Raw genomic sequence first — 21,603 nt, forward strand, 5'->3', positions numbered from 1 at the left:
AAAATTACTCTATTTCCTAACAAGGAGGATACAATGAAGACTGGTTTTATATCTATTTTGAGATACATGCCTAGTAGTTTAAGAGAAGAATTTATAAATATAGGTTTAGTTCTTCATTCTCCAAAAGATAAATACATTTCTATAAAAACGCTAGAGTCGATTAAACGTATTACATCTTTTGATGACGAAATTAACGGACACATGTTAAAAAAAGTGATAAATAACATAGCACTAAATTTTAAAAACCATGAACAATATGATTTATTTGATTTAGAAGAACTATCTGACTGCGATTTTCTTTCTAAAAAAACTAAACGATTTGTAAATACTATTCGATTTTCTCCGATAAAAAAAGTTTCTTTAGACGATCAGCCTCTAGAAAAACATTTAGATCAACTTTTCAAATTGTATGTTCATTACGAAGTAAAGAAGTTAGAAAGATTATCTGAAAAAGAGATTATAAATAATTTAAAAAAATACTTTGATCAAAATAATCTGCACTTTTCTACGAAAAAAGATAACACATTAGTTAAAAATAGCGAAGTAAAATTTGATATATCAGTACCTAAAAACAATTTATTTATTAAATCTCTAGATGTAAGTAGTTCACACGGCCCTAAGGTAATTAAGGAATGGATGAGCAATTTTCAGTACACTATAGATTTAAACAAAGACTTCAATGTAGAAGCATTAATATTTTTAGACTCAGACAATAATAAAAATAGTCAATTTATTAGGAATGTCGCAAGCACGTTAAGAAAAAATGTAGACAATTTACAAATACATTTTATTGAAAATGAAAAAGATATTAATACTATAAGTGAACAAGTAGCAATAAAAATATCTGAGGAAACAAATTAAATATTTTATAGAATCTTAAAAAAAGTAGGCATAATTATAATGCCTACTTTTTTGTGTACACTTATAAATCGTCGAATCCATTCGCATCCGTTACTTTCGCATATGAACGTGATTTTTGTTCGAAGAAGTCCGATTTCGTCGCGTTCATCGAATCATCTGAATATGCACGAATCCACGGCATGACGTCTTCGTCGTGTCCTTCGTAGAGATCCGACAAACCGATAACGCGAAGACGTTTATTTGCGAGATATTTGACGTAGTCACGCATTTCACTAACATCAAGACCATCTAGATCACGCAAGACATATTCGCTCCACTCGATTTCAAGATCCACGGCACGCTTGAACGTGTCGTAGACGAATTGTGTGAATGAGCCATCTGCATCGATTTCCGGATGCTCTGACAGAACAGCGCGTAACAATTGACTGATAAAGTACGAGTGTTGCAATTCATCACGTTGAATATAGCTGATCATCGTCGATGTTCCGACCATCTTCTGATGGCGCGCTAGGTTATAGAAGAAAGCAAAGCCAGAATAGAAGTTGATCCCTTCAAGAACGATTGAAGCAACGAGTGATTTCGCGAAGTTCTCTGGCGTCCGGTCATTTTGGAAATCTTCGTATAAATCAAGAATGAATGCATTACGCTTCATGACCATGTCATCGTCTTTTGCGATATCGAAAATCCGGTTTTGTTCAGCCAATGGAACTAAGCTGGATAAGACGTAGCTATACGATTGATTATGAACGACTTCCTGTTGCGCGATGATAGCGAGAATTGCATGAACGGATGAGTCTGATGTGAACATCGCTGATTCCAAGATGTAGCGTGTCTGAACCGAGTCAAGGATCGAGAGTAGCCCAATGATTCGTTTGAATGCATCTTGTTCTCGTTCGCTCAATTGATTCCATTGTTGCATGTCTTTTGACATTGAAATCTCATCTGGAATCCAAAAGTTCGATAACAGTTGTTTGTAAATCGAATAAAACTGTGGATACGCAATGTCGTTCCAGTTGACGATGGCACTTGTTTCGCCACCGATGATCGCTGTCGCGCGATTTGGATGACGTGCATCAAGCAGTTTGATTTTTTGTAGCTGTTCCATGTGCTTCGACTCCTTCTTGCTGTAATTGAAGAATGGTCCGTCTTGTCCATTCCTTGACGAGATGCGGGCGATTGCGTGGTGACTGTTCGATTTTCAACAGTTCTCCGGCAAGCGGGACCCCGAATTTCGAGAGGTGATACGCCATCTCATCGACGGCGCGACAATATTTGACGAACATCTTATCCCCTGTTCCAAAAACAGCTGCCTGCGGAATCGCATGCGTGCTCTCCTTCAAAACCGTTCTAAGACAGTCGCGCATATCGTCGGGTAATTGCCCATCTCCCCACGTATACGAACCAAAATAGACGATATCATAAGGCATTAACTGATACGTCGTCACTTCGTCCGCAAACAACATCGTCGGCTCGATTCCCATCTCAGAACACGTCTTCGCGACGAGTTCTGCCACCTCCTCCGTGTTTCCACTCAATGACGCATATACGATTGCTGCCTTCATGATATCGTCCTCCTTATCTTATGATGAACACGATTCACATTCGTCGATCTCAACCGTCGTCGAACGCGTGTAGTAGATCGTCTTCATCCCAAGTTGCCATGCTTCCATGTGCATCTCGAGTAATTCTTTTGCTTTGACGTTATTTTTCACGTACAGGTTAAAGCTGATCGCTTGGTCGATGTGACGCTGACGCGAAGCATTTTGACGAATGCTCCATAACTGGTCAATCTCAAACGCTGATTTATAGAACCAGTTCGTTTCCGGTGTTAAATCCGGAACGGTAACTGGGATCTTATAGTTTTTCTTCTCTTCTGAGTAGACTTTTTTATAGATTGGATCAATCGATGCCGTACTTCCCGCAATGATCGCCGTCGATGAGTTCGGTGCGACTGCCATCAAGTAAGCGTTCCGCATCCCGTGCGCCGTGATGTCGGCTTGGAGACGATCCCAATCGAGTTCATCCGTCGTTTTGTAGTGGCGACGTTTGATGTACTCTCCTGTTTGCCACTCTGAACCTTCGAAGAGACGGTACGCGCCTTTCTCTTTCGCAAGTTGCATCGACGCATCGATCGTCAAGTAAGCGATTTTCTCGTAGAGACGGTCTGCGTATTGCACCGCTTCGACCGATTCCCAACGGATACCTTCGAGCGCGAGCAGATGATGCCAACCGAATGTTCCAAGACCAACGGCACGGTATTTTTGATTCGTCAGTTGTGCTTGTGGAACATCGATCGTATTCAAGTCGATGACGTTATCAAGCATCCGCATTTGAATCGGAATCAATCGTTCGAGAACATCTGAACGAACCGCACGTGCAAGCGCAATCGATGATAAGTTACAGACGACGAAGTCACCTGGTGTCTTCGTGACGATGATCTTACCGTCTTCTGTATATTCTTCTGTCACGGTCGTCGGACTCATGTTTTGCATGATTTCCGAGCACAGGTTTGATGAATAGATCATGCCTGCATGTTTATTCGGATTCGCACGGTTAACGGCGTCACGGAAGAACATGTATGGCGTCCCTGTCTCAAGTTGCGAACGCATGTAGCGTTTGACGAGATCAATCGCTGGGACTGTTTTTTTGCTGAGACGCGGTTCGTTGACACATGCTTCGTATCGTTCCGTGAAGCTACCGCCTTGTTCTGTCTCATCGAAATAATCTTCAAGGCTGAAGCCCATAATCGTCCGAATTTCGTGTGGGTCAAACAGGTGCCAGTCTTCTCGTGCTTCTACAGCACGCATGAAGCGGTCTGGTAAGTTAACGCCCGTGAACAAGTCATGTGTCCGAAGTCGCTCGTCCCCATTGTTGAGCTTCGCATCTAAGAACTCGAGGATGTCCTTATGCCAGATGTCAAGATACACGGCGATTGATCCTTGGCGCATACCGAGCTGATCGACGCTGACTGCCGTATTGTTCAATTGTTTCATCCATGGGATGACACCACTTGAAACACCTTTAAAGCCTTTGATGTCTGATCCACGTGAGCGAATTTTCCCCATGTAGACACCGATTCCGCCGCCACCCTTAGAAAGTGTCGCTACATCCGTGTTCGAGTCATAGATGCCGCGTAGCGAATCATCGACTGTATCGATGAAGCATGATGAGAGTTGACCATATGATTTACCGGCGTTCGAAAGCGTCGGTGTCGCGACCGTCATGTAGAGGTTCGACAATGCCCAGTAGGCTTCTTTGACGAGTTCTAAACGACGTTCCTTCGGTTCGTTCTGCATCAGCGTCATCGCGATGACCATGAATCGTTCTTGCGGTAGCTCGTACAAATTTTTGACGTGATCACGTGCAAGATACCGGTCTGCCAGTGTCCGAAGGCCAATGTATGTGAACAGGTGGTCGCGGGAAGGATCAATCGTTGCCGACAGTTCGTTGATGTCTTCTTTCGAATACGCATCCAGTAAATGTTTCGTGAAGATACCGATTTCTGTCAGCTTTTCAATCAATGTATACAGCGAACCATATCGTTCTTCCGCTGCATATCCGCGGTTTTCACCCGCTTCTAGATATAACCGATTTAAGTAAGTCGCTGTCGCTACGAATGTCCAGTTCGGCTCTTCTGCCTTCAACATATCGAGTGCATGCATCGTTAACAGTTCATAGACTTGATCTGCTTGTAAGGACTTCCCTTCAAGCGCTCGGATGGCACGTTCTGTATAGCGGTCGATATCAAGTTCCGGATACGTTTCCGTCGCTTGTCGAATCACGACATATACGTCTTCTATTGTCATTGCACCCTTAAAGATGCGTGCTGTATTCAGTGGAGATGCCACTATGAACCACTCCCATTCTCTATCGTTAAACAGGTTCGCATTACACGATGAAATACGCTAAACTAAAAAAAGACGTCCTACATATAGAAAGAACTCTACAAGTATCACTCTATATATAGACGTTTTAGACGTTTTTAAACCTGTTAATGTACAAGATATAGGTTATCACTGAAATCTAAAAAAATAACCCCTTGCTTTGAAATTCAGGTCAAACAATTTGAAAAAGGCATCATGACGCCTTTTGAGATATATTGAGATAGCGAGTAAAACATATTATAAGTTCACGCGAACCCTTAAAATAAAGATGAGTCATTTCTCCTATCAGAAGAAAAATAATCTCTTCGAATTTTCTGATATACTGAACGTACCGATCTTCCGTTTGGAGGAAGAAGGATTGAATCCAACTATCACGAAAAGATGACATATGGCATATACGTATGTACGTTGAAAGGAGCTTACCTATGCAAGTCGATTACACACCAAACCCGAATTCCGTCAAAATCACGCTCGAGGAACAGCGCTTCGGTGCGAAAAGTACGAGTGTCAAAAAAGAAGATACACCGGAAGATACGTTGCTCGCATCTTTGATCGCGATCGACGGCATCGATAATCTATTCGCTTACGGCGACTTCGTGACGGTCACGAAAGAACCAGAAGCAGAATGGAATGAGCTGCTACCACGTATCGAAGCAAACATGTAAAAAAACAAGAAGACACCTGTTCCTGAACAGGTGTCTTTGTTCAAGGAGCGATCGCTGATGCCAACCGTATCCATCATCATCCCGACATACAATCGTCCTCGCGAACTAGCAGAAGCGCTAGAAGCGTTGACACGTCAACACTATCAGGACTTCGATGTCATCGTCCTAAACAATAATGGCGACGATGTCTCAGCAGTGACCTCTGCCTATCAGGATCGTCTGCAGATCACATATGTCGAGTTACCTGAAAATCATCACGTCCGTGCTCGAAATCACGGTGTCATGCTCGCTTCCGGTCGGTATATCTTACTTCATGATGACGATGACCTCTTATTACCGAGTCATCTCGAAGAGGCAGTCGGTGATCTCGAAGCCGGCGCGGATCTAACGTATACGGACGCGGAGCTCTTTACGTATCGCTGGGAAGACGGTCACCGGATTGCACTCCATTCCGAACCGTTCGCGTACCCGTATGATCCGGAGACGATCCGAGAAGACTCGACGTACATTCCGTCCGGATCGCTCTACCGTAAATCGCTCCACGATCAACTCGGTCTGTTTGATGAAGACGTCTTCAACTACTGGGACTGGGACTGGATTTTACGCGTCGGTAAGGATCATTTAGTGTTACATCCGGCACGAGCAACCGTCCTGTACGCCTTCAACCCGTCCGGCAATCATGAGTCGGCACGACAAGACGCAACGCGACGCGTCTATTTTGACCGCCTGGTCGAAAAACATCAACTTCCGACACGTGAAATGAAGAACTTCCATATTGTTCAGGAAGAACGACGCGCACGATTGCGACAGACACGCCGTACCTTCAATGGTCAATTGACAGAAAGTGAGTGATTCCATGTACACCGAAAAACAACTCGAATTATTAGCACTATTAACACAAAATGGTCCGATGGACGTAAACTTACTTGCGCAGATGCTCGATTGGGAAGCGTCAGAAGTAGCAGCTTCGATCGAAACATTCAAACGTGACGGTGTCCTACTCGGTTATACCGCCGTCATTGACTGGCAAAAGATTCATGCCCATCACGGCGTGACAGCTTTCATCGATGTCAAAGTCACACCAAAACGGGGACGCGGCTTTGATGAAGTCGCAGAGCGAATCCATCGTTTCCCGGAAGTGACGTCCCTGTATCTGATGTCAGGCGCATATGACTTACAAGTCGTACTTGATGGCAAATCGCTACAAGAAGTGTCTCAATTCGTTTCTGAAAAATTATCGACACTCGACTCCGTCATCTCGACGACGACCCATTTCCGCTTAAAGACGTATAAGCACGATGGCGTTCTCTTCAGTCAGGATGATGACGACAAACGATTGAAGGTGTCTCCATGAAATCTTTATCAACACGTGTCGAACAGCTAGCGCCATCCGGCATTCGTCGTTTCTTTGATTTAGCTGGATCGATGGAAGATGTCATCTCACTTGGTGTCGGTGAACCCGATTTCGTCACGCCATGGAACGTCCGAGAAGCAAGCTTTGCAGCACTTGAACAGGGCTACACAGCATACAGTGCTAACGCCGGTTTACTCGAGTTACGTCAGGAAATCGCGCTTTACATGCAAGAAAAGTTCGCCATCTCCTATTCGACGACGGAAGAGATCATCGTCACGACCGGAGCTTCGGAAGGACTTGACCTTGCGTTTCGTAGTTTGATCAATCCGGGAGATGAAGTCATCGTCGTTGAACCGGCGTTCGTTTCATATGCCCCCTTGATCGAACTTGCTGGAGGAATTCCTGTCGCCGCTGCATGTTACGCAGAAGACGGTTTTGCGATTCAACCGGAAACGATCGAACAGTTGCTGACGGACAAAACGAAAGCAATCATTTTCTGTTTCCCATCGAATCCGACAGGCTCGACGATGACACATGATCAATTAGCGGACCTCGCGTTACTTGTTCAAAAGCATGATTTATATGTCATCAGTGATGAAATCTATGCGGAGCTATCCTACGAAACGGAAGCGATTTGTTTTGCGACCCTTCCTGGTATGCGGGAGCGGACAATCATCATCAATGGTTTCTCGAAAGCCTTCGCGATGACGGGCTGGCGGCTTGGCTTCACTTGCGCACCACCTGCGATCACGCAATCGATGCTGAAGGTCCACCAATATGGAATGATGTGTGCACCAACACTCGTCCAGTTTGCAGGAATTGAAGCGCTCCGTTCTCGTCATAAGACGGTCCCTGATATGGTGACAAGTTATCGCCAACGCCGGAATTACTTCGTCAAGGCGTTAAACGATGCGGGTCTCCCGACGCACTTACCAGGCGGTGCCTTTTATGCTTTTCCGTACATTGGTCATACCGGGCTGACGAGTGAGCAGTTCGCTGAGCAATTGTTGCTCGCTGAGCGCGTCGCCGTCGTTCCAGGATCCGTCTTCGGAGCAAGCGGTGAAGGCTATGTCCGAGCAAGTTACGCGAGTTCAATCGAACAACTGCAAGAAGCCATCGCGCGCATTCAGCGCTTCATGAAAAAATGGCAGACTCAGGATGAGACAACATCGTCTCATTCACACTAAAAATAAGCCGCTTGCTCAAACGAGCAGGCGGCTTATTTTTAATCGACATAGAAAACAAGAAACATCCGATAGTCGTCTTCCGCATGATACGGCGAGACTGGACCGAGTTGTGGCGCAAAGACTTCCAACCGATACGGTGAGTCCTTAAAGTCAAGCGGTGTCCGTTCCTTGATCAAACGTCCCATTTCATCCGCCAGCTCTTTGACTTCAACTAGACTACGCGAGCGTTCCATCGGTGCTTCGAAGACGAACGCCTCGATTCCTTCAATCGTTGCACAACGTAGGAAACGCCGGAGCGAAGGAAGTGCCGTCTCCATATTCTCCTTTAGCGTTTGATCCTCTTCGTACGCAGGGGCTCCCCAGAGACGTGCCTCACTTCCTGTCGCACTCCGGAAGTGATCAATCGTTTTTTCGGTAATGGGATCACGTGTCAAGGCAAAGCGTGTTTTATCCCGCTTGAGATTCTTTTCATTCGTCCGATCGATTTCCGACAGTAAATCGAGTTGAAGTGGTCGTGCTAAACGAAATAATTCCCGTTGCAGACGTGCGATGGAATGACCGATTGGAACAATTGTATCCTTCGCTTTAGGCGGTTTATCCCCTTCGTATCCATTCATGACGCGTGCGACTTGACCAGCTTCATGCACAAGTCGATAAAAGGAACCATCCTGATCATCGTTTACCGTTCCGAGTGTCTCATGTTGCACCGCAAGATCCGTCACGTATTGATTGGCAAGACACGTCGAGATCATCAAAACGTCGACAAGTTCTGAACGAAGAGCTTCTTGTTCTCTTTGTTCGAGTGCTTCGCCGACTTCACCGATTTCTTCTGTCAAGCGTGCGAGACCAGATAGCGGTCGAAAATAACCTCCGAGTGAACGAATCGTCGCATCAACCTTTTGTTGCAGTATCTTCATCTGTTCCATCTGTCTGATCCTCCATGATTGCTTGACGTACTTGCGCCTCCGTCTCTTGTTTGACACGTTTGGCAAACGCCTGATTTTTCTTCCATTCTCGGATTCCAACGGATGTCGCAGCAATCAATGCAGCAAATAATCCGATTTCTCTTTTACGCATCGCTTTCTCCTCCTTTTGAATGACTCGTTCCCTACCTAAACATGATATGATGATATCAATTCTACATAATCCAGTAAGAGGTGTTGCTTGTGTCGACTGAACGTCTTTGGCAAATGGCCCGGTTCTTGACGGTGATCTTCGCCTTCGTAGCTGTTGGATGGTTACTCATCCGCCTCTCGTCCATTTTGTACCCGTTTGTCTTTGCGTTTCTGCTTGCTCTTTTCAGCCGTCCGCTCGTCGATTTCTTTCAAAAGCGATTACGGATCAATCGTGGATGGGGTGCGTTGTTGTCCATCATTTTGATCAGTGGTTTATTGATCGGTTCGCTTGCCTTGATCATCATGCAGTTGATTCGCGGTCTCGTATTTGTCGCCAATCAATTACCGGCACAAATCCAGGAGTTGAGTCTGTATTTTCAAAAGCTATACAACGAAAAACTGGCACCGATTTGGAACGATGCGTCCGAAGCATTACGTTCATTAGAACCATCCCAACAAAATACGGTCCAAAACAGTATTCAATCGCTCGGTAGCTCGCTTGCGAGTGCGATTGGAGAAGGCTCAAAAAGTGTTGCGATGATGCTTCAATCTGTTCTTGCGACTTTGCCATCGATTGCGTTGATTTTCGTCATCGTCTTACTCGCTTGGTTCTTTATCGCAAAGGATTGGCACCAGTACGAAATGCGATTGAAGCGCTACGAGATGCTTCCTTGGTTCGCTCGTGTCGAGTCGGTCTTCTTGAGCTTACGATCTGCCTTATTTGGCTATCTTAAAGCGCAGCTCACGTTGATCACGATCACGTTTTTCATCGTCTTGATTGGTTTGTTCATCATTGGTGTCGATCATCCATTCGCAGTTGCTTTCATCGCTGCCTTCTTCGACATCTTACCGTATCTCGGTACTGGTTCCGTCTTCCTGCCTTGGATCGCCTACTCGGTGATTACTGGAGATACGACGCTTGCGATTGGACTTGGCATTTTGTACGCCATCGTCATTCTCCAGCGCAACATCATGGAACCGAAGATCGTCGGCGATAACATCGGCATTCAACCGATTACGGCATTAATTGCGTTGTTCGTCGGTATCAAATTCTTCGGCGTCTTCGGGTTAATCCTCGGACCATTGATTGCCGTCATCTTAAAAGCACTCTACAATGCACAGATTTTCCATTACATCTGGGACTTCGTGAAAGGATCACCCACACCATTTCGGTGAGGGTGATTTTTGGGGTACAGCGGCATATAAAGGATATCCTTCCGTGTCCACTGGTTGACTTGCTGGAAAGTAATCGCATGGAAAACGTGCACCGGTCGCAAGCAGACAAGCATCAAGCCAATCATCAATCGCGACGTTCGGCTGACGCTGTTCCCATAACGGGGGACAATCGTATTGTTCAAGTAATTCGATTCGTTCCGCGATGCCTTCCCTTGTTTTCTTGGAAAAACGTGCCGGATGACCGGCGAGGCGTGCAAAGCAGACTTCCGGATGTGATTCGATCATTTCAGATCGATACGCATGACGGACTTCTCGGATTTTCGGCAATAGATACCACGCTTGTTTCGAAAGTCCGATACCAGCATGTTGTTTCGCTAAATCATTTGCTTCCATATAACTTGATGTTGTCAACGCACTGAGAAATGGTGCATTAAAGACACTACTCGTTCGTCCGGGGCGCAGTTCCTGTCGCAACAGCTGATCTGTTTCGCGTCGTCCTTCCATCAAACCGATCGGCATATCGATCCAAATTCGGTCGGCTGGCGGGATCTGTCCAAGCGTCGGTTCGATTGATCCTGAGTACGTCTCATTTTCGTACCTGACGACGACCCATCCTGCCTTTGCCGCATCAATCCCGATGACGTGCATTCGTCTTCTCCCGGAAAGAACGCAGTAGTGATAAGACCGTGAAGATACCGATAAATGTCGCAAGACCGAGCGATAGACGATCTCGTGCATCCAAGTACCAGACGACGGTAAGAATCGTCAACAAGACGCCGAGTAGATTCCAACGTCTCATTTTTCTTGCTCGACGAATCGATACAGACTACGAACCATGACACCCGTTGCTCCTTTTGGACCAATCTCAGACGCTTGATTCTGTTCCGATGTTCCCGCGATATCGAGGTGCAACCATGGTGTGTCGCCGACGAATTCCCCGACGAACGCACCACCGAAGATCATGTGTCCCATGCGTCCCGGTGAGTTATTCAAATCTGCGACATCTGAGCGGCGGACTTGTTTTATGAACGCATCGACATATGGCATTTGCCAAACCATCTCGTTCGTCTCTTTCGTCACCTGTTCAAAGCGTTCGTAAAGTGACGCATCATTCGTCAACGCACCTGTGATTTCTGTTCCAAGGGCGACAAGGACACCACCTGTCAATGTTGCGAGGTCGATGATGGCTTTTGGCTGGTACTCTTTCACGTACGTGACTGCATCTGCGAGGACAAGTCGTCCTTCTGCATCCGTGTTCAAGACTTCAATCGTTTTTCCTGCCATCGATGTGATGACATCATCCGGTTTGAAGGCATCCCCAGAAATCATGTTATCCGTTGCCGGAATGACGCCAATGACGTGAACATCAGGTTTGAGTTGACCGAGTGCTTCAAACAGACCAAGAACTGCTGCTGCGCCTCCCATATCTCCTTTCATCCCGACGATCCCGTCTTTTGGTTTGATCGAATAACCACCTGTATCGAACGTGACACCTTTTCCGACGACAGCAATCGGTGCTTCTACTGAGCCTTTGTATTCAAGGACGATCAATTTCGGCGGAATGACCGATCCTTGATTGACGGCAAGCAAGGCACCCATGCCAAGTGCTTCCATCTCTTCCTTATCGATGATTCGGAGATCATGTCCATGACGCTCCGCGATGAAGCGTGCTTCGTCCGCAAGCGCTGGTGCCGTCAAAAGATTTCCCGGCATCGTTACGAGACGTCGCGCCAAGTTCGTTGCTTCCCCTAAGGCTGTTCCGCGACGCACTGCCTCGTCTTCAGAAGGTAAGACCGTCAGATGAAGCGTGTACGCTTTAGAAGGAGATGTTTTATAATGTTTGACCTCATATGTAGCGAGGGTGAATGTCTCAGCAATCAGTTCGACCGGTTGACCTGGAAACGTCGTCGCGTCGACTGTCACCTGTTCTAAGCGGCGTGCTTTGACATGTTGTGCGGCTTTTCCGAGCAAACGTCGTAAATTGTCTTGCGAGAGTTGATCGACTTTCCCAAGTCCGACGAACAGCACACGTGCGACGTCTCCCGATAACGTCGGCAACAGACGAAGTTCTCCCCGTTTCGTTGAGATATCACCTTGACGGACCCACTCTTCTAGTTTGTCACCATACAGTGCTTGTAATCGTTCATCAAACGGTTGATTCCCTGATATCCCGACGATCAGTACGTCTACGGGTTGATTCGTTTGCATAAAAATTCCCCCTTTATCTAATACCTATTAGTATGAAGTGTTTTCAGTCATTTTCCAAATGATAGCCTCTCAACGAATCGCAAACGCTTACACAATTCTTGTTTGCCAATTTGTCGAAATGCTTGGTTTCAAACAATTGTTGCCCGTTTCACAATATGATAGGATTAAACAGGTGAAATATTGAGACACTTCAAGAAACGATGCGTTTGCTGTTCCGGGAAATGTCTACGTTTTCATTCAAGGGAGAGTGCGCAGAAGGCTCGTTAAGAGAGAGGCGTTTATGGGTATCTATAGATAGCTAAGAAACGAAGTCGTCGCGTTAAAAAAACTTACTGAAAAGAGGGTAATGCACATGGCACAACACATCAAAGGAATTGGCGCTTCTGCAGGGATCGCGATTGCAAAGGCATTCGTGATGGAAACACCGGTCTTTGAGATTCCATCGCACAAAATCGAGGATGCGGCTGCGGAAAAAGAACGTTTCCAAGCAGCGATCGCAAAATCGAAGACGGAACTCGAAGTCATTCGTGAAAATACCTTAAAAGAATTAGGTCCAGATAAAGCGGAGATCTTCTCGGCTCACCTTCTAATCCTAGAAGATCCGGAAATCGTTAGTCAGGTGAACGCAAAAATCGAGGACGAGCAAGCAAATGCTGCGAAAGCACTCGATGAAGTCGCGAACATGATGGTCATGATTTTCGAATCAATGGATAACGAATACATGCGTGAACGTGCAGCGGACGTCCGCGACGTCACGAAACGGACGATGGCTCACCTTCTCGGTATCACGTTCGTCACTCCAGCTCAAATTAACGAAGAAGTCATCATCATCGCGGAAGACTTGACTCCTTCAGATACGGCACAATTGAATCGTAAGTATGCTAAAGGTTTCGCAACGAACATTGGTGGCCGGACATCGCACTCTGCCATTATGTCACGTTCACTCGAAATCCCAGCAGTCGTCGGAACAAAAGTTGTCTTGACGGACGTTAAACACGGCGATCTTCTCATCCTTGACGGTGCGGAAGGTGATGTCATCGTCAACCCAAGTGAAGAGCAAGTCGCTGAGTATGAAGCAAAACGTGCAGCATACATCGCACAAAAAGAAGAGTGGAAAAAACTCAAGAACGAAAAAACAATGACGGCTGACGGTCAGCACGTCGAGCTCGCTGCAAACATCGGTACACCAAACGATGTCAAAGGCGTGCTTGAAAACGGAGCAGAAGCTGTCGGTCTCTACCGTACAGAATTCCTCTACATGGATGCAGAGACATTCCCAACGGAAGACGAGCAGTTCACAGCATATAAAACAGTTCTCGAGTCAATGGGCGATAAAAAAGTCGTCATTCGGACGCTCGATATCGGTGGCGACAAAGAATTGTCGTACCTTGATCTCCCACACGAGATGAACCCGTTCCTCGGTTACCGTGCGATCCGTCTCTGTCTCGATCAAACAGACTTGTTCCGTACACAATTGCGCGCACTTCTTCGTGCAAGTGCATACGGTAAACTCGCTGTCATGTTCCCAATGATCGCAACAATCGAAGAGTTCCGTGCTGCAAAAGCACTTCTCCTTGAAGAGAAAGCAAATCTCCAAGGTCAAGGTGTCACTGTATCAGAAGACATCGAAGTCGGTATGATGGTCGAGATCCCAGCAACTGCGGTCATGGCTCGTCAGTTCGCAAAAGAAGTCGACTTCTTCTCTGTCGGAACGAACGATTTGATTCAATACACGATGGCGGCAGACCGGATGAACGAAAAAGTATCGTACCTGTACCAACCGTTCAATCCTGCGATCTTGAACCTCTTGAACAACGTCATCACAGAAGCACACAAAGCAGGCAAATGGGTCGGCATGTGTGGTGAGATGGCAGGAGAAGAATTGGCACTCCCAATCCTTCTTGGGCTTGGTCTTGATGAGTTCTCGATGTCTGCTTCATCTGTCCTTCGCGCACGTAGCTTGATGACACGCCTCAACAAGTCAGAATGTGAAGCAATCGTCGAGCAAGTGCTTGATATGGATACAGCAGAAGAAGTCGTCGACTTCCTCAGCACGACATTCGATATCAAAAAATAATTTCTGTTAGACGAATCTGGAGTAATCCAGGTTCGTCTTTTTTTATACCGATTAACAAAAAAACAACGCCCTCTTTTAAATAAGAAAGAAGGCGTTGTTGAAACCTGATTATTGAGCTTGTTTTTTCTTCGCTGGGGTCGCTTGTTCCGATAAAATCGGACGCTCGTTCCCCATTAAGAAGATAAAGATGACACCGAGTACTGCTGGAATCAAGGCCCAGAAATAGACGGTAGAAATGGATTCTGCAAGCGACGTCTTGATTGCTGTCGCGACTTCTGGTGGCATCTTCGCAAACGCAGCTGCCGTCGGGAACTGCCCACCTGACGGCGCTCCACCTTGCGGCAATCGATCCGCTACAGCCGATGTGAACGTTCGTGATTGAATGATGCCGAGGACCGTGACACCAAGCGTCATCCCGATCGTCCGGAATGTCGATCCCATCGACGTCGCAGCACCACGACGTTGCATCTCGATCCCATTGATGCTTGCTAGGTTCAACAACGAGAAGCTGAAGCCAACACCGAACCCAAGAATGATCATATAGATCGTTACCGCTGTACGCGATGTCTCAAGCGTCATTGTACTGAGGAGATAGACACCGAGTAGGAAAAAGACAGCTGAGACGATCATGACATTTCGGAAACCAAACTTATTCGGCAACTGGCCACCGAGCTGCGCCGAGATGACTGAGGCAATCAACATCGGCATCAGAATCAGACCTGAGTTCGTCGCACTGCCACCAAAGACACCTTGAACGAAGATTGGAATGAACACACTGGCCGAGATGAAGACGAATCCATAAAAGAACGCAACGCCTTGTGTTGCCGCAAATAAACGACGACGGAATAGACTGAACGTAATGACGGGATCCGCGGCACGGCGTTCTGCAAACGCAAAAGCAATGAACGCAACGAGTGCTGCTCCGAACAGACCAAGAATTTGTGGTGAAGACCATGCATACTCTTTCCCACCCATTTCGAGCGCGAGTAAGAATAAAACCAATCCTGCAACAAGCGTAAAGGCACCGACGTAGTCGATTTTCTGTGTCCGGTGAACTGGTGATTCCTGATAGAAGACCGTCACGAGACCAAGGGCAATCAATCCGAGTGGGATGTTGATATAAAATACCCAGCGCCAGTCGAGGGAATCCGTCAATACGGCACCAAGCAACGGTCCGAAGATACTCGAAATCCCGAAGACCGCTCCGAACAATCCACTGACTTTCCCACGTTTCTCCGGTGGGAAGATATCAAAAATAATCGTAAAGGCGATCGGCATCAACGCACCGCCACCAAGCCCTTGCAAGGCACGATACGCAGATAATTCAATGATTGAGTCTGCCATTCCACACAAGATACTCCCTATCATGAAGATAAGCATCCCAAAGAGGAAGAAGCGTTTTCTTCCATACATGTCGCTCAATTTACCGAAAATCGGCATCCCGGCAACGGTTGCGATCATGTAAGCCGACGTGACCCAAGCGTACTGATCAAACCCATTCAGTTCACTGACGATCGTCGGCATCGCCGTCGCAACGATCGTGTTATCCATCGCTGCGACTAAAATACCAATCAATAATCCGATGACGACAGGTGTCGTATTCGTTTTTGTTGTAGTCGAAGACATCGACGCACCTCATTTCTAAAAAATTAGCTAACTCTTATAATAGCTAACTCATTGTATCATCATATGTGCAAAATCTCACTATCAAATGTGCTTTATGATATTTTCACATAAAAAAGACGGATCGTTCGTGACGATCCGTCGCTTTTCTTCCTTTACTCTACACGATACGAAATCGCTTCTCCGGCTTCGACCGTCTGTCCGACATCGACGTCGACTTTTCGATCGCCAATGTTCGTGACGATGATCGGTGTCAGTAACGATGGCACGAGTGGTCGTACTTGCTCGAGATCGACATTGAGAAGTGGTGTCCCCGGTTCGACACGATCTCCAGCTTTCGCTAATGCCTCAAATCCTTTTCCTTCAAGTGACACTGTATCAATACCAATGTGAATTAAGATCTCATCTCCGTTATCTGCAAGAATACCGATTGCGTGTTTCGTCGGGAAGAAGGTTGTGATCTCACCAGAGACGGGAGAGACGACATATCCTTCCGTCGGTTCGATCGCATATCCGTCACCCATCATACGACCGGAGAATACTTGATCCGGTACATCATCCAGAGAACGAATGATACCGCTCAGTGGTGCGACGTATCCATCTTCAGGCACATAAGCACCCCCACGATCTCCAGCGAGTGGTCCCGTATCGGTTGTAACCGATCCAGAAGTTCGCGCTTCATCTCCTGTTGGAACTTGTGGAATTGGATCAGCTTCCGGTGTCTCTTTCGGTTTGTAATTTGGATCTTTCATGATATCTGCCATTTCTGACTTGATCCCATCGGATTTCGGTCCAAAGATTGCCTGGACGTTATCTCCGACTTCAAGGACACCGGCAGCACCGAGCTCTTTCAAGCGATCCTTGTTGACACCTGATTTATCATTGACGGTAATCCGAAGTCGTGTGATACAAGCATCTAAATGTTTAATGTTTGATGGACCACCAAACGCCTGCAGGATTTCATACGGAAGATCACCTGCTTGTGCCGTCGATGTCGCAGCACCTTCTTTAATCGCTTCACGTCCTGGAATCTTCAGATCGAATTTCGTGATGACGAAACGGAAACCGAAGTAATAAATGACGGCGAAAACGAGACCGACTGGAATGACAAGCCACCACGAAGTGCGATTCGGTAAAATCCCGAACAACGTGTAGTCAATTAATCCGCCGGAGAACGTCATCCCAATCTTAACGTTTAGCAAGTCCATAATCATGAACGATAGACCTGCAAAAACAGCGTGCACAGCGAACAAAAGCGGTGCAACGAATACGAATGAGAACTCGACTGGCTCCGTGATCCCGGTTAGAAAAGACGTCAATGCAGCTGAGAAGTAAAGACCTTCAACAGCTTTTCGACGATCTTTTGCGACAGTATGGTACATTGCAAGACAGGCTGCGGGCAAACCGAACATCATGAATGGATATTTCCCAGTCATATATGTCCCTGCTGTAAATGGTACACCGTCCTTTAATTGTGCAAAGAAGATTCGCTGGTCCCCATTGATGATCGTTCCTGCTTTATCCGTATATTCACCGAATTGGAACCAAAAGCTTGAGTACCAAATATGGTGAAGACCGAACGGAATCAATGAACGTTCGACGAGTCCAAAGATGAAGGCAGACAACGGTTCGTTCGCTTCGATGATTGTTTTGGAGAACGTATTGATGCCTGTTCCGATTGGTGGCCAAATATATGACAAAGCAAAACCTGCGACAAGACTGAACAAGGCGGTCGCAATCGGAACGAAACGTTTCCCTGCAAAGAATCCGAGGAAATCAGGCAGTTTGATTTTAAAGAATTTATTATAACTGTACGCTGCTATCAAACCGGCAATGATCCCCCCGAATACCCCCATTTGCAAGGTCGGTATCCCAAGGACCGTCGCATACGACAAATCACTCGCCTTTTGTGCTTCTGTGATTTTTTCTGGTGTAATCTGCAAGAATGAACTGATGACCTTGTTCATGATCAGGAAACCAACGATGGCTGCTAAGCCGGCGACCCCTTCTCCGTTCGCAAGGCCAATTGCGACCCCTACAGCGAACAATAATCCGAGGTTCGCAAAGATGATGTCACCCGCATCCTGCATGACTCGCCAGATGACGACAAGCGAATCGTTCTCTAGAAACGGTAAATATTGTGTTAAGTTCGGGTTTTGAAACGCTGTCCCGAACGCAAGCAATAACCCCGCTGCCGGCAAAATCGCTACCGGTAACATCAGGGCCTTACCGATCCGCTGTAAGACACCAAACACGTTTTTCCACATGCGCATATTCCCTCCTTTTTTTAAACAAACTACTTAATTCATACCCTAAAATATTCTAGTGCAAAACGATTCTAAACGATTTCGAAAAAAAAATGAGCCCTTCCGCAGAAGGACTCATCTTAAAAAACATTAGACTGTTTTTTCTTGTTTACGTGACGCGATGACAGCTTGAATCTCAGACTTGATGTTGTCTGATTTCGGTCCATAGATCGCTTGGACGTTGTTACCAACTTCAAGGACACCAGCAGCACCTAATTTTTTCAACTCATCTTTGTTGACTTTCGATTTGTCGAGAACCTCAACACGAAGACGTGTGATACATGCATCCAAGTGTTTGATGTTCGACTCTGAACCGAGTGCGTCGAGGATACCTTCAGCAAGTTCAGAACCTTGAGCAGATGAAGTCTCTTGAACTGCATCTTCACGACCTGGAGTTTTCAGGTTGAATTTGCGGATTGCGAAACGGAATCCAACATAGTAGATGACAGAAAGTGCAAGACCGACGACGATGACAAGCCACCACTGCGTGCGTCCTGGAAGAACACCGAAGAGAAGGAAGTCGATCAAACCACCAGAGAATGTCATACCGATCTTAACGTTCAACAATTGCATTGTCATGAACGAAAGACCTGCGAAAACTGCGTGAACTGCGAACAAGATTGGAGCTACGAATAAGAACGCGAATTCGATTGGCTCTGTGATACCTGTCAAGAATGCTGTAAGTGCTGCTGATCCAAGAAGACCACCAACGACTGCACGACGCTCTGGGCGAGCTTCGTGGTACATTGCAAGTGCTGCTGCTGGAAGACCGAACATCATGAACGGGAATTTACCAGTCATGAACGTACCAGCTGTTAATTTTGCGTTGTCTTTCAATTGTGCGAAGAAGATCGCTTGGTCACCATGAACGACTGTTCCTGCTGCATTCTTATACGAACCGAATTCGAACCAGAATGGTGCATAGAAGATATGGTGAAGACCGAATGGAATCAACGAACGTTCGATGAGACCGAAGACGAATGCTGCGAGTGTTGGGTTTTTCTCCATCATGAAGTGAGAGAACGTGTTCAATCCATCTTGCGCGAACGGCCAGACGAATACGAGAACGAGACCTGCAACCAATGAAACAACTGCTGTGACGATTGGAACGAAACGTTTACCAGCAAAGAATCCAAGGAACTGTGGCAATTCGAGATTATGATACTTCCCGTACGCCCAAGCTGCGATTAGACCGATGATGATACCACCGAATACCCCAGTTTGAAGTGTTGGGATACCGAGTACGTTTGCATATCCTTGACCGTTAGCAACCATTTCAGGTGTAACGCCGAGCCATACGCTCATTGTTTTGTTCATGATCAAGAATCCGACGATTGCCGCAAGTCCGGCTGCGCCGTCCCCTGCAAGACCAATCGCGACACCGACCGCGAATAAGAGTGCTAAGTTACCGAAGATGATATCCCCAGCTGCTTCCATCAATTTTGCAACCTTGATGATTGCATCATTTTTTAAGAACTCGAGTTTTGACGTCAAGTTCGGATTTTGCATCGCGTTACCGAATCCGAGTAGGATACCGGCAGCTGGCAAAATCGCTACAGGAAGCATCAACGCTTTACCGACACGTTGAAGAACAGCAAAAATCTGTTTAAACATGTGTGTTTCCTCCTTTTCCTGTTAAGAGCGAAGTATGATGAATAATGCCAATGATTGAGACGAAAAAAGTCAGACATCTGACCGTTTTTTTACAGAAAAAAATCAGGCACGAGCGGATTGTAGACAATAGACTTATCCCGTTGCATAACGGAAATAAAGCTTCTTGCCCGACATCCCACTCATGCCTGATCGTATCAGTAACACGTAGTCCGTGCGGTCATTTACCTGAATCGTACTGCACTAAGCGTTGCAGATGCATCGTAAGATACGTCGCCTCACCGCGCGGTACCGCTTTCTTCAACTGACGTTCCATGATGGACATCAGCTCCCAAGCAGTATCATAGCATAGCGGATATTCTTCACGCAATAGCTTTTCTACTTTTTCTGGAGCCTCTAGATACTCCCCATTGGAAACCCTTTCAATCGCTGAACGAAGATGCCGAATCAGACGCTTGTAATCAAGCGATTTTCGGTCGATTTTAATCTCCAGTCGCTGTTCGATATGACTAGCAATTAAACCGACGAGCTGATGATGGCGGTTAACTTCAAGTACGTCTTTGAAGTTCGTCGCAGAATGAATATGAAGTGCAATGAATCCTATCTCGGCTGGAGGCAGGTAAAAATTCATCTCGGCACTGATGAACTCGACGATTTCTTCTGCAAGTGCGTACTCTTCCGGATACAAGGCTTCCGTTTCGGCAAGAAACGGATTGGTGACTTCCATTCCTTGTTCCAGTCGTTTGAACGTAAACGTCAAATGATCCGTTAATCCGATATGGATATGTTCATCGACTTTTTTCCCAAACCGTGTCTCGATCATTGAAACGATTTCATTCATCAACGCGATGAAATTTTCATCGAGGTGACCGACGAGCGCCTTATATTGATCCTGTTCTTCTTTATCCTTCAACGTGTAGACTTTTTCCAACTTGTCGAGATCTGTCAGTTGATCGCCTGGCTTCCGACCGAAGCCAATCCCTTTCGCGAGGATAATGACTTCCTGATTCGCACCAGTTGAACAAATGACGACATTATTATTCAATACCTTGATAACGTGGTACATTTGTTTATCCATTCGCTCTCAACCCAATCTGCTCTTACACATTTATTTAAAGACATTGTTTTTATTATAACGGTTTTTCAAGCACGAAAAAAGCCTACTTACTCAAGTAGACTTTAAAACATTTGGTAACCGCTCTTACGCAAGAAGCGAATCGATAGACCGGCGATGATGATTCCAGCAAACCCAGCTGCGAACATCGTGATATCCGCTGCCTGCAGTCCAGCAATCCGGTCCCCAAGATTCGGAATCGCTTCACGAGCATTCGTGAAGTATTCGAGCGTAGATTGGTTATCGATCATCATGATGAGGATGATCGGATAGAGTACGAGCATCACCCATGTACTCCGTAACAACATGTTTAAAATGAATCCGATACTAAAGAACATGACGAGATAAAGCACACTCCCGATCACGGCTTGAATGATATGCATACTGTTCCCCCTTTGAATCTCTTCTAGTATAACCGACAA

General features: G+C 46.2%; 19 protein-coding genes and 1 pseudogene. 7 read left to right on the forward strand and 13 right to left on the reverse strand.

Annotation, left to right across the window (positions count from 1 at the left end; all coding sequences use genetic code 11):
- Positions 1-33: 33 nt before the first annotated feature.
- Entirely contained in the window at positions 34-861 is an 828-nt protein-coding gene (locus B2U10_RS02615) for a DUF3037 domain-containing protein (RefSeq protein ID WP_290785405.1), read from the forward strand.
- 61 nt (positions 862-922) lie between these two features.
- On the opposite strand, the gene B2U10_RS02620 is transcribed toward B2U10_RS02615, so the two are convergent.
- The 3 genes from B2U10_RS02620 to B2U10_RS02630 are packed head-to-tail and all read right to left on the reverse strand — an operon-like array spanning position 923 to position 4,709.
- Positions 923-1,966, reverse strand: coding sequence for a ribonucleotide-diphosphate reductase subunit beta (locus B2U10_RS02620; RefSeq protein WP_035406099.1), 1,044 nt, complete (start codon positions 1,964-1,966; stop codon positions 923-925).
- Positions 1,935-2,423 (reverse strand): flavodoxin domain-containing protein, encoded by a 489-nt coding sequence (locus tag B2U10_RS02625; RefSeq protein ID WP_056062771.1) that lies wholly within the window; start codon positions 2,421-2,423, stop codon positions 1,935-1,937. The genes B2U10_RS02620 and B2U10_RS02625 overlap by 32 nt, the downstream gene beginning before the upstream one ends.
- 18 nt (positions 2,424-2,441) lie before the next feature.
- The gene (locus tag B2U10_RS02630; protein ID WP_056062774.1) at positions 2,442-4,709 is read right to left on the reverse strand and encodes a ribonucleoside-diphosphate reductase subunit alpha; all 2,268 of its coding nucleotides are present in this window, start codon (positions 4,707-4,709) and stop codon (positions 2,442-2,444) included.
- 461 nt (positions 4,710-5,170) lie between these two features.
- On the opposite strand from B2U10_RS02630, the gene B2U10_RS02635 reads away from it, so the two are divergent.
- The 4 genes from B2U10_RS02635 to B2U10_RS02650 are packed head-to-tail and all read left to right on the forward strand — an operon-like array spanning position 5,171 to position 7,951.
- Complete coding sequence (locus B2U10_RS02635; protein ID WP_035406091.1) at positions 5,171-5,410, forward strand: NifU N-terminal domain-containing protein; 240 nt, start codon at positions 5,171-5,173, stop codon at positions 5,408-5,410.
- A 57-nt stretch (positions 5,411-5,467) separates the two neighbouring features.
- Positions 5,468-6,262, forward strand: a complete 795-nt coding sequence (locus B2U10_RS02640; RefSeq protein WP_035406088.1) for a glycosyltransferase family 2 protein — start codon at positions 5,468-5,470, stop codon at positions 6,260-6,262.
- Positions 6,263-6,266: 4 nt separating this feature from the next.
- Positions 6,267-6,764, forward strand: a complete 498-nt coding sequence (locus B2U10_RS02645; protein ID WP_035406085.1) for an Lrp/AsnC family transcriptional regulator — start codon at positions 6,267-6,269, stop codon at positions 6,762-6,764.
- Positions 6,761-7,951 carry an aminotransferase gene (locus tag B2U10_RS02650; RefSeq protein ID WP_290785408.1) on the forward strand — a complete coding sequence of 397 codons (1,191 nt, stop codon included), beginning with the start codon at positions 6,761-6,763 and terminating at the stop codon, positions 7,949-7,951. The genes B2U10_RS02645 and B2U10_RS02650 overlap by 4 nt, the downstream gene beginning before the upstream one ends.
- Positions 7,952-7,989: 38 nt before the next feature.
- Here the strand turns inward: B2U10_RS02650 and B2U10_RS02655 are convergent, their stop codons facing one another.
- Both B2U10_RS02655 and B2U10_RS02660 read right to left on the reverse strand, forming a co-directional pair.
- A complete protein-coding gene (locus B2U10_RS02655; RefSeq protein ID WP_290785411.1) occupies positions 7,990-8,877 on the reverse strand; it encodes a MazG nucleotide pyrophosphohydrolase domain-containing protein in 888 nt (295 codons plus the stop codon).
- Positions 8,843-9,028 (reverse strand): hypothetical protein, encoded by a 186-nt coding sequence (locus B2U10_RS02660; protein ID WP_035406076.1) that lies wholly within the window; start codon positions 9,026-9,028, stop codon positions 8,843-8,845. Before B2U10_RS02660 ends, B2U10_RS02655 begins: the two co-directional genes overlap by 35 nt.
- Positions 9,029-9,117: 89 nt before the next feature.
- Between B2U10_RS02660 and ytvI the strand changes: the two genes are divergently transcribed.
- Positions 9,118-10,242 carry a sporulation integral membrane protein YtvI gene (gene ytvI / locus B2U10_RS02665; protein ID WP_056062778.1) on the forward strand — a complete coding sequence of 375 codons (1,125 nt, stop codon included), beginning with the start codon at positions 9,118-9,120 and terminating at the stop codon, positions 10,240-10,242.
- On the opposite strand, the gene B2U10_RS02670 is transcribed toward ytvI, so the two are convergent.
- From B2U10_RS02670 to B2U10_RS02680, 3 genes are read right to left on the reverse strand one after another with little or no spacing between them, the layout of a single operon-like run.
- Positions 10,222-10,890, reverse strand: coding sequence for a DUF429 domain-containing protein (locus B2U10_RS02670; protein WP_290785414.1), 669 nt, complete (start codon positions 10,888-10,890; stop codon positions 10,222-10,224). The genes ytvI and B2U10_RS02670 overlap by 21 nt on opposite strands.
- On the reverse strand, positions 10,871-11,041 hold the full coding sequence (locus tag B2U10_RS02675; protein ID WP_156358998.1) for a hypothetical protein: 171 nt from the start codon (positions 11,039-11,041) through the stop codon (positions 10,871-10,873). Before B2U10_RS02675 ends, B2U10_RS02670 begins: the two co-directional genes overlap by 20 nt.
- Positions 11,038-12,450 carry a leucyl aminopeptidase gene (locus tag B2U10_RS02680; RefSeq protein WP_290785417.1) on the reverse strand — a complete coding sequence of 471 codons (1,413 nt, stop codon included), beginning with the start codon at positions 12,448-12,450 and terminating at the stop codon, positions 11,038-11,040. Before B2U10_RS02680 ends, B2U10_RS02675 begins: the two co-directional genes overlap by 4 nt.
- A 352-nt stretch (positions 12,451-12,802) precedes the next feature.
- Between B2U10_RS02680 and ptsP the strand changes: the two genes are divergently transcribed.
- Positions 12,803-14,527 carry a phosphoenolpyruvate--protein phosphotransferase gene (ptsP, locus tag B2U10_RS02685; protein ID WP_290752179.1) on the forward strand — a complete coding sequence of 575 codons (1,725 nt, stop codon included), beginning with the start codon at positions 12,803-12,805 and terminating at the stop codon, positions 14,525-14,527.
- A gap of 108 nt (positions 14,528-14,635) precedes the next feature.
- Here the strand turns inward: ptsP and B2U10_RS02690 are convergent, their stop codons facing one another.
- From B2U10_RS02690 to B2U10_RS02710, 5 genes and pseudogenes are all read right to left on the reverse strand, one after another.
- Positions 14,636-16,153 (reverse strand): MDR family MFS transporter, encoded by a 1,518-nt coding sequence (locus B2U10_RS02690; protein ID WP_290785420.1) that lies wholly within the window; start codon positions 16,151-16,153, stop codon positions 14,636-14,638.
- Positions 16,154-16,305: 152 nt separating this feature from the next.
- Positions 16,306-18,417 carry a glucose-specific PTS transporter subunit IIBC gene (ptsG, locus tag B2U10_RS02695; RefSeq protein ID WP_290785423.1) on the reverse strand — a complete coding sequence of 704 codons (2,112 nt, stop codon included), beginning with the start codon at positions 18,415-18,417 and terminating at the stop codon, positions 16,306-16,308.
- A gap of 150 nt (positions 18,418-18,567) precedes the next feature.
- Positions 18,568-20,070: pseudogene (gene ptsG, locus B2U10_RS02700) on the reverse strand (glucose-specific PTS transporter subunit IIBC); the annotation flags it as partial.
- Positions 20,071-20,287: 217 nt separating this feature from the next.
- Positions 20,288-21,145 (reverse strand): glucose PTS transporter transcription antiterminator GlcT, encoded by an 858-nt coding sequence (gene glcT / locus B2U10_RS02705; RefSeq protein WP_035406051.1) that lies wholly within the window; start codon positions 21,143-21,145, stop codon positions 20,288-20,290.
- A 101-nt stretch (positions 21,146-21,246) separates the two neighbouring features.
- Positions 21,247-21,564, reverse strand: a complete 318-nt coding sequence (locus B2U10_RS02710) for a YuiB family protein (RefSeq protein WP_035406048.1) — start codon at positions 21,562-21,564, stop codon at positions 21,247-21,249.
- Between the last annotated feature and the right edge of the window lie 39 nt (positions 21,565-21,603).

The sequence above is a fragment of the Exiguobacterium sp. UBA7533 genome (assembly GCF_002479335.1).
In the GTDB taxonomy this organism is placed as follows: Bacteria; Bacillota; Bacilli; order Exiguobacteriales; family Exiguobacteriaceae; genus Exiguobacterium_A.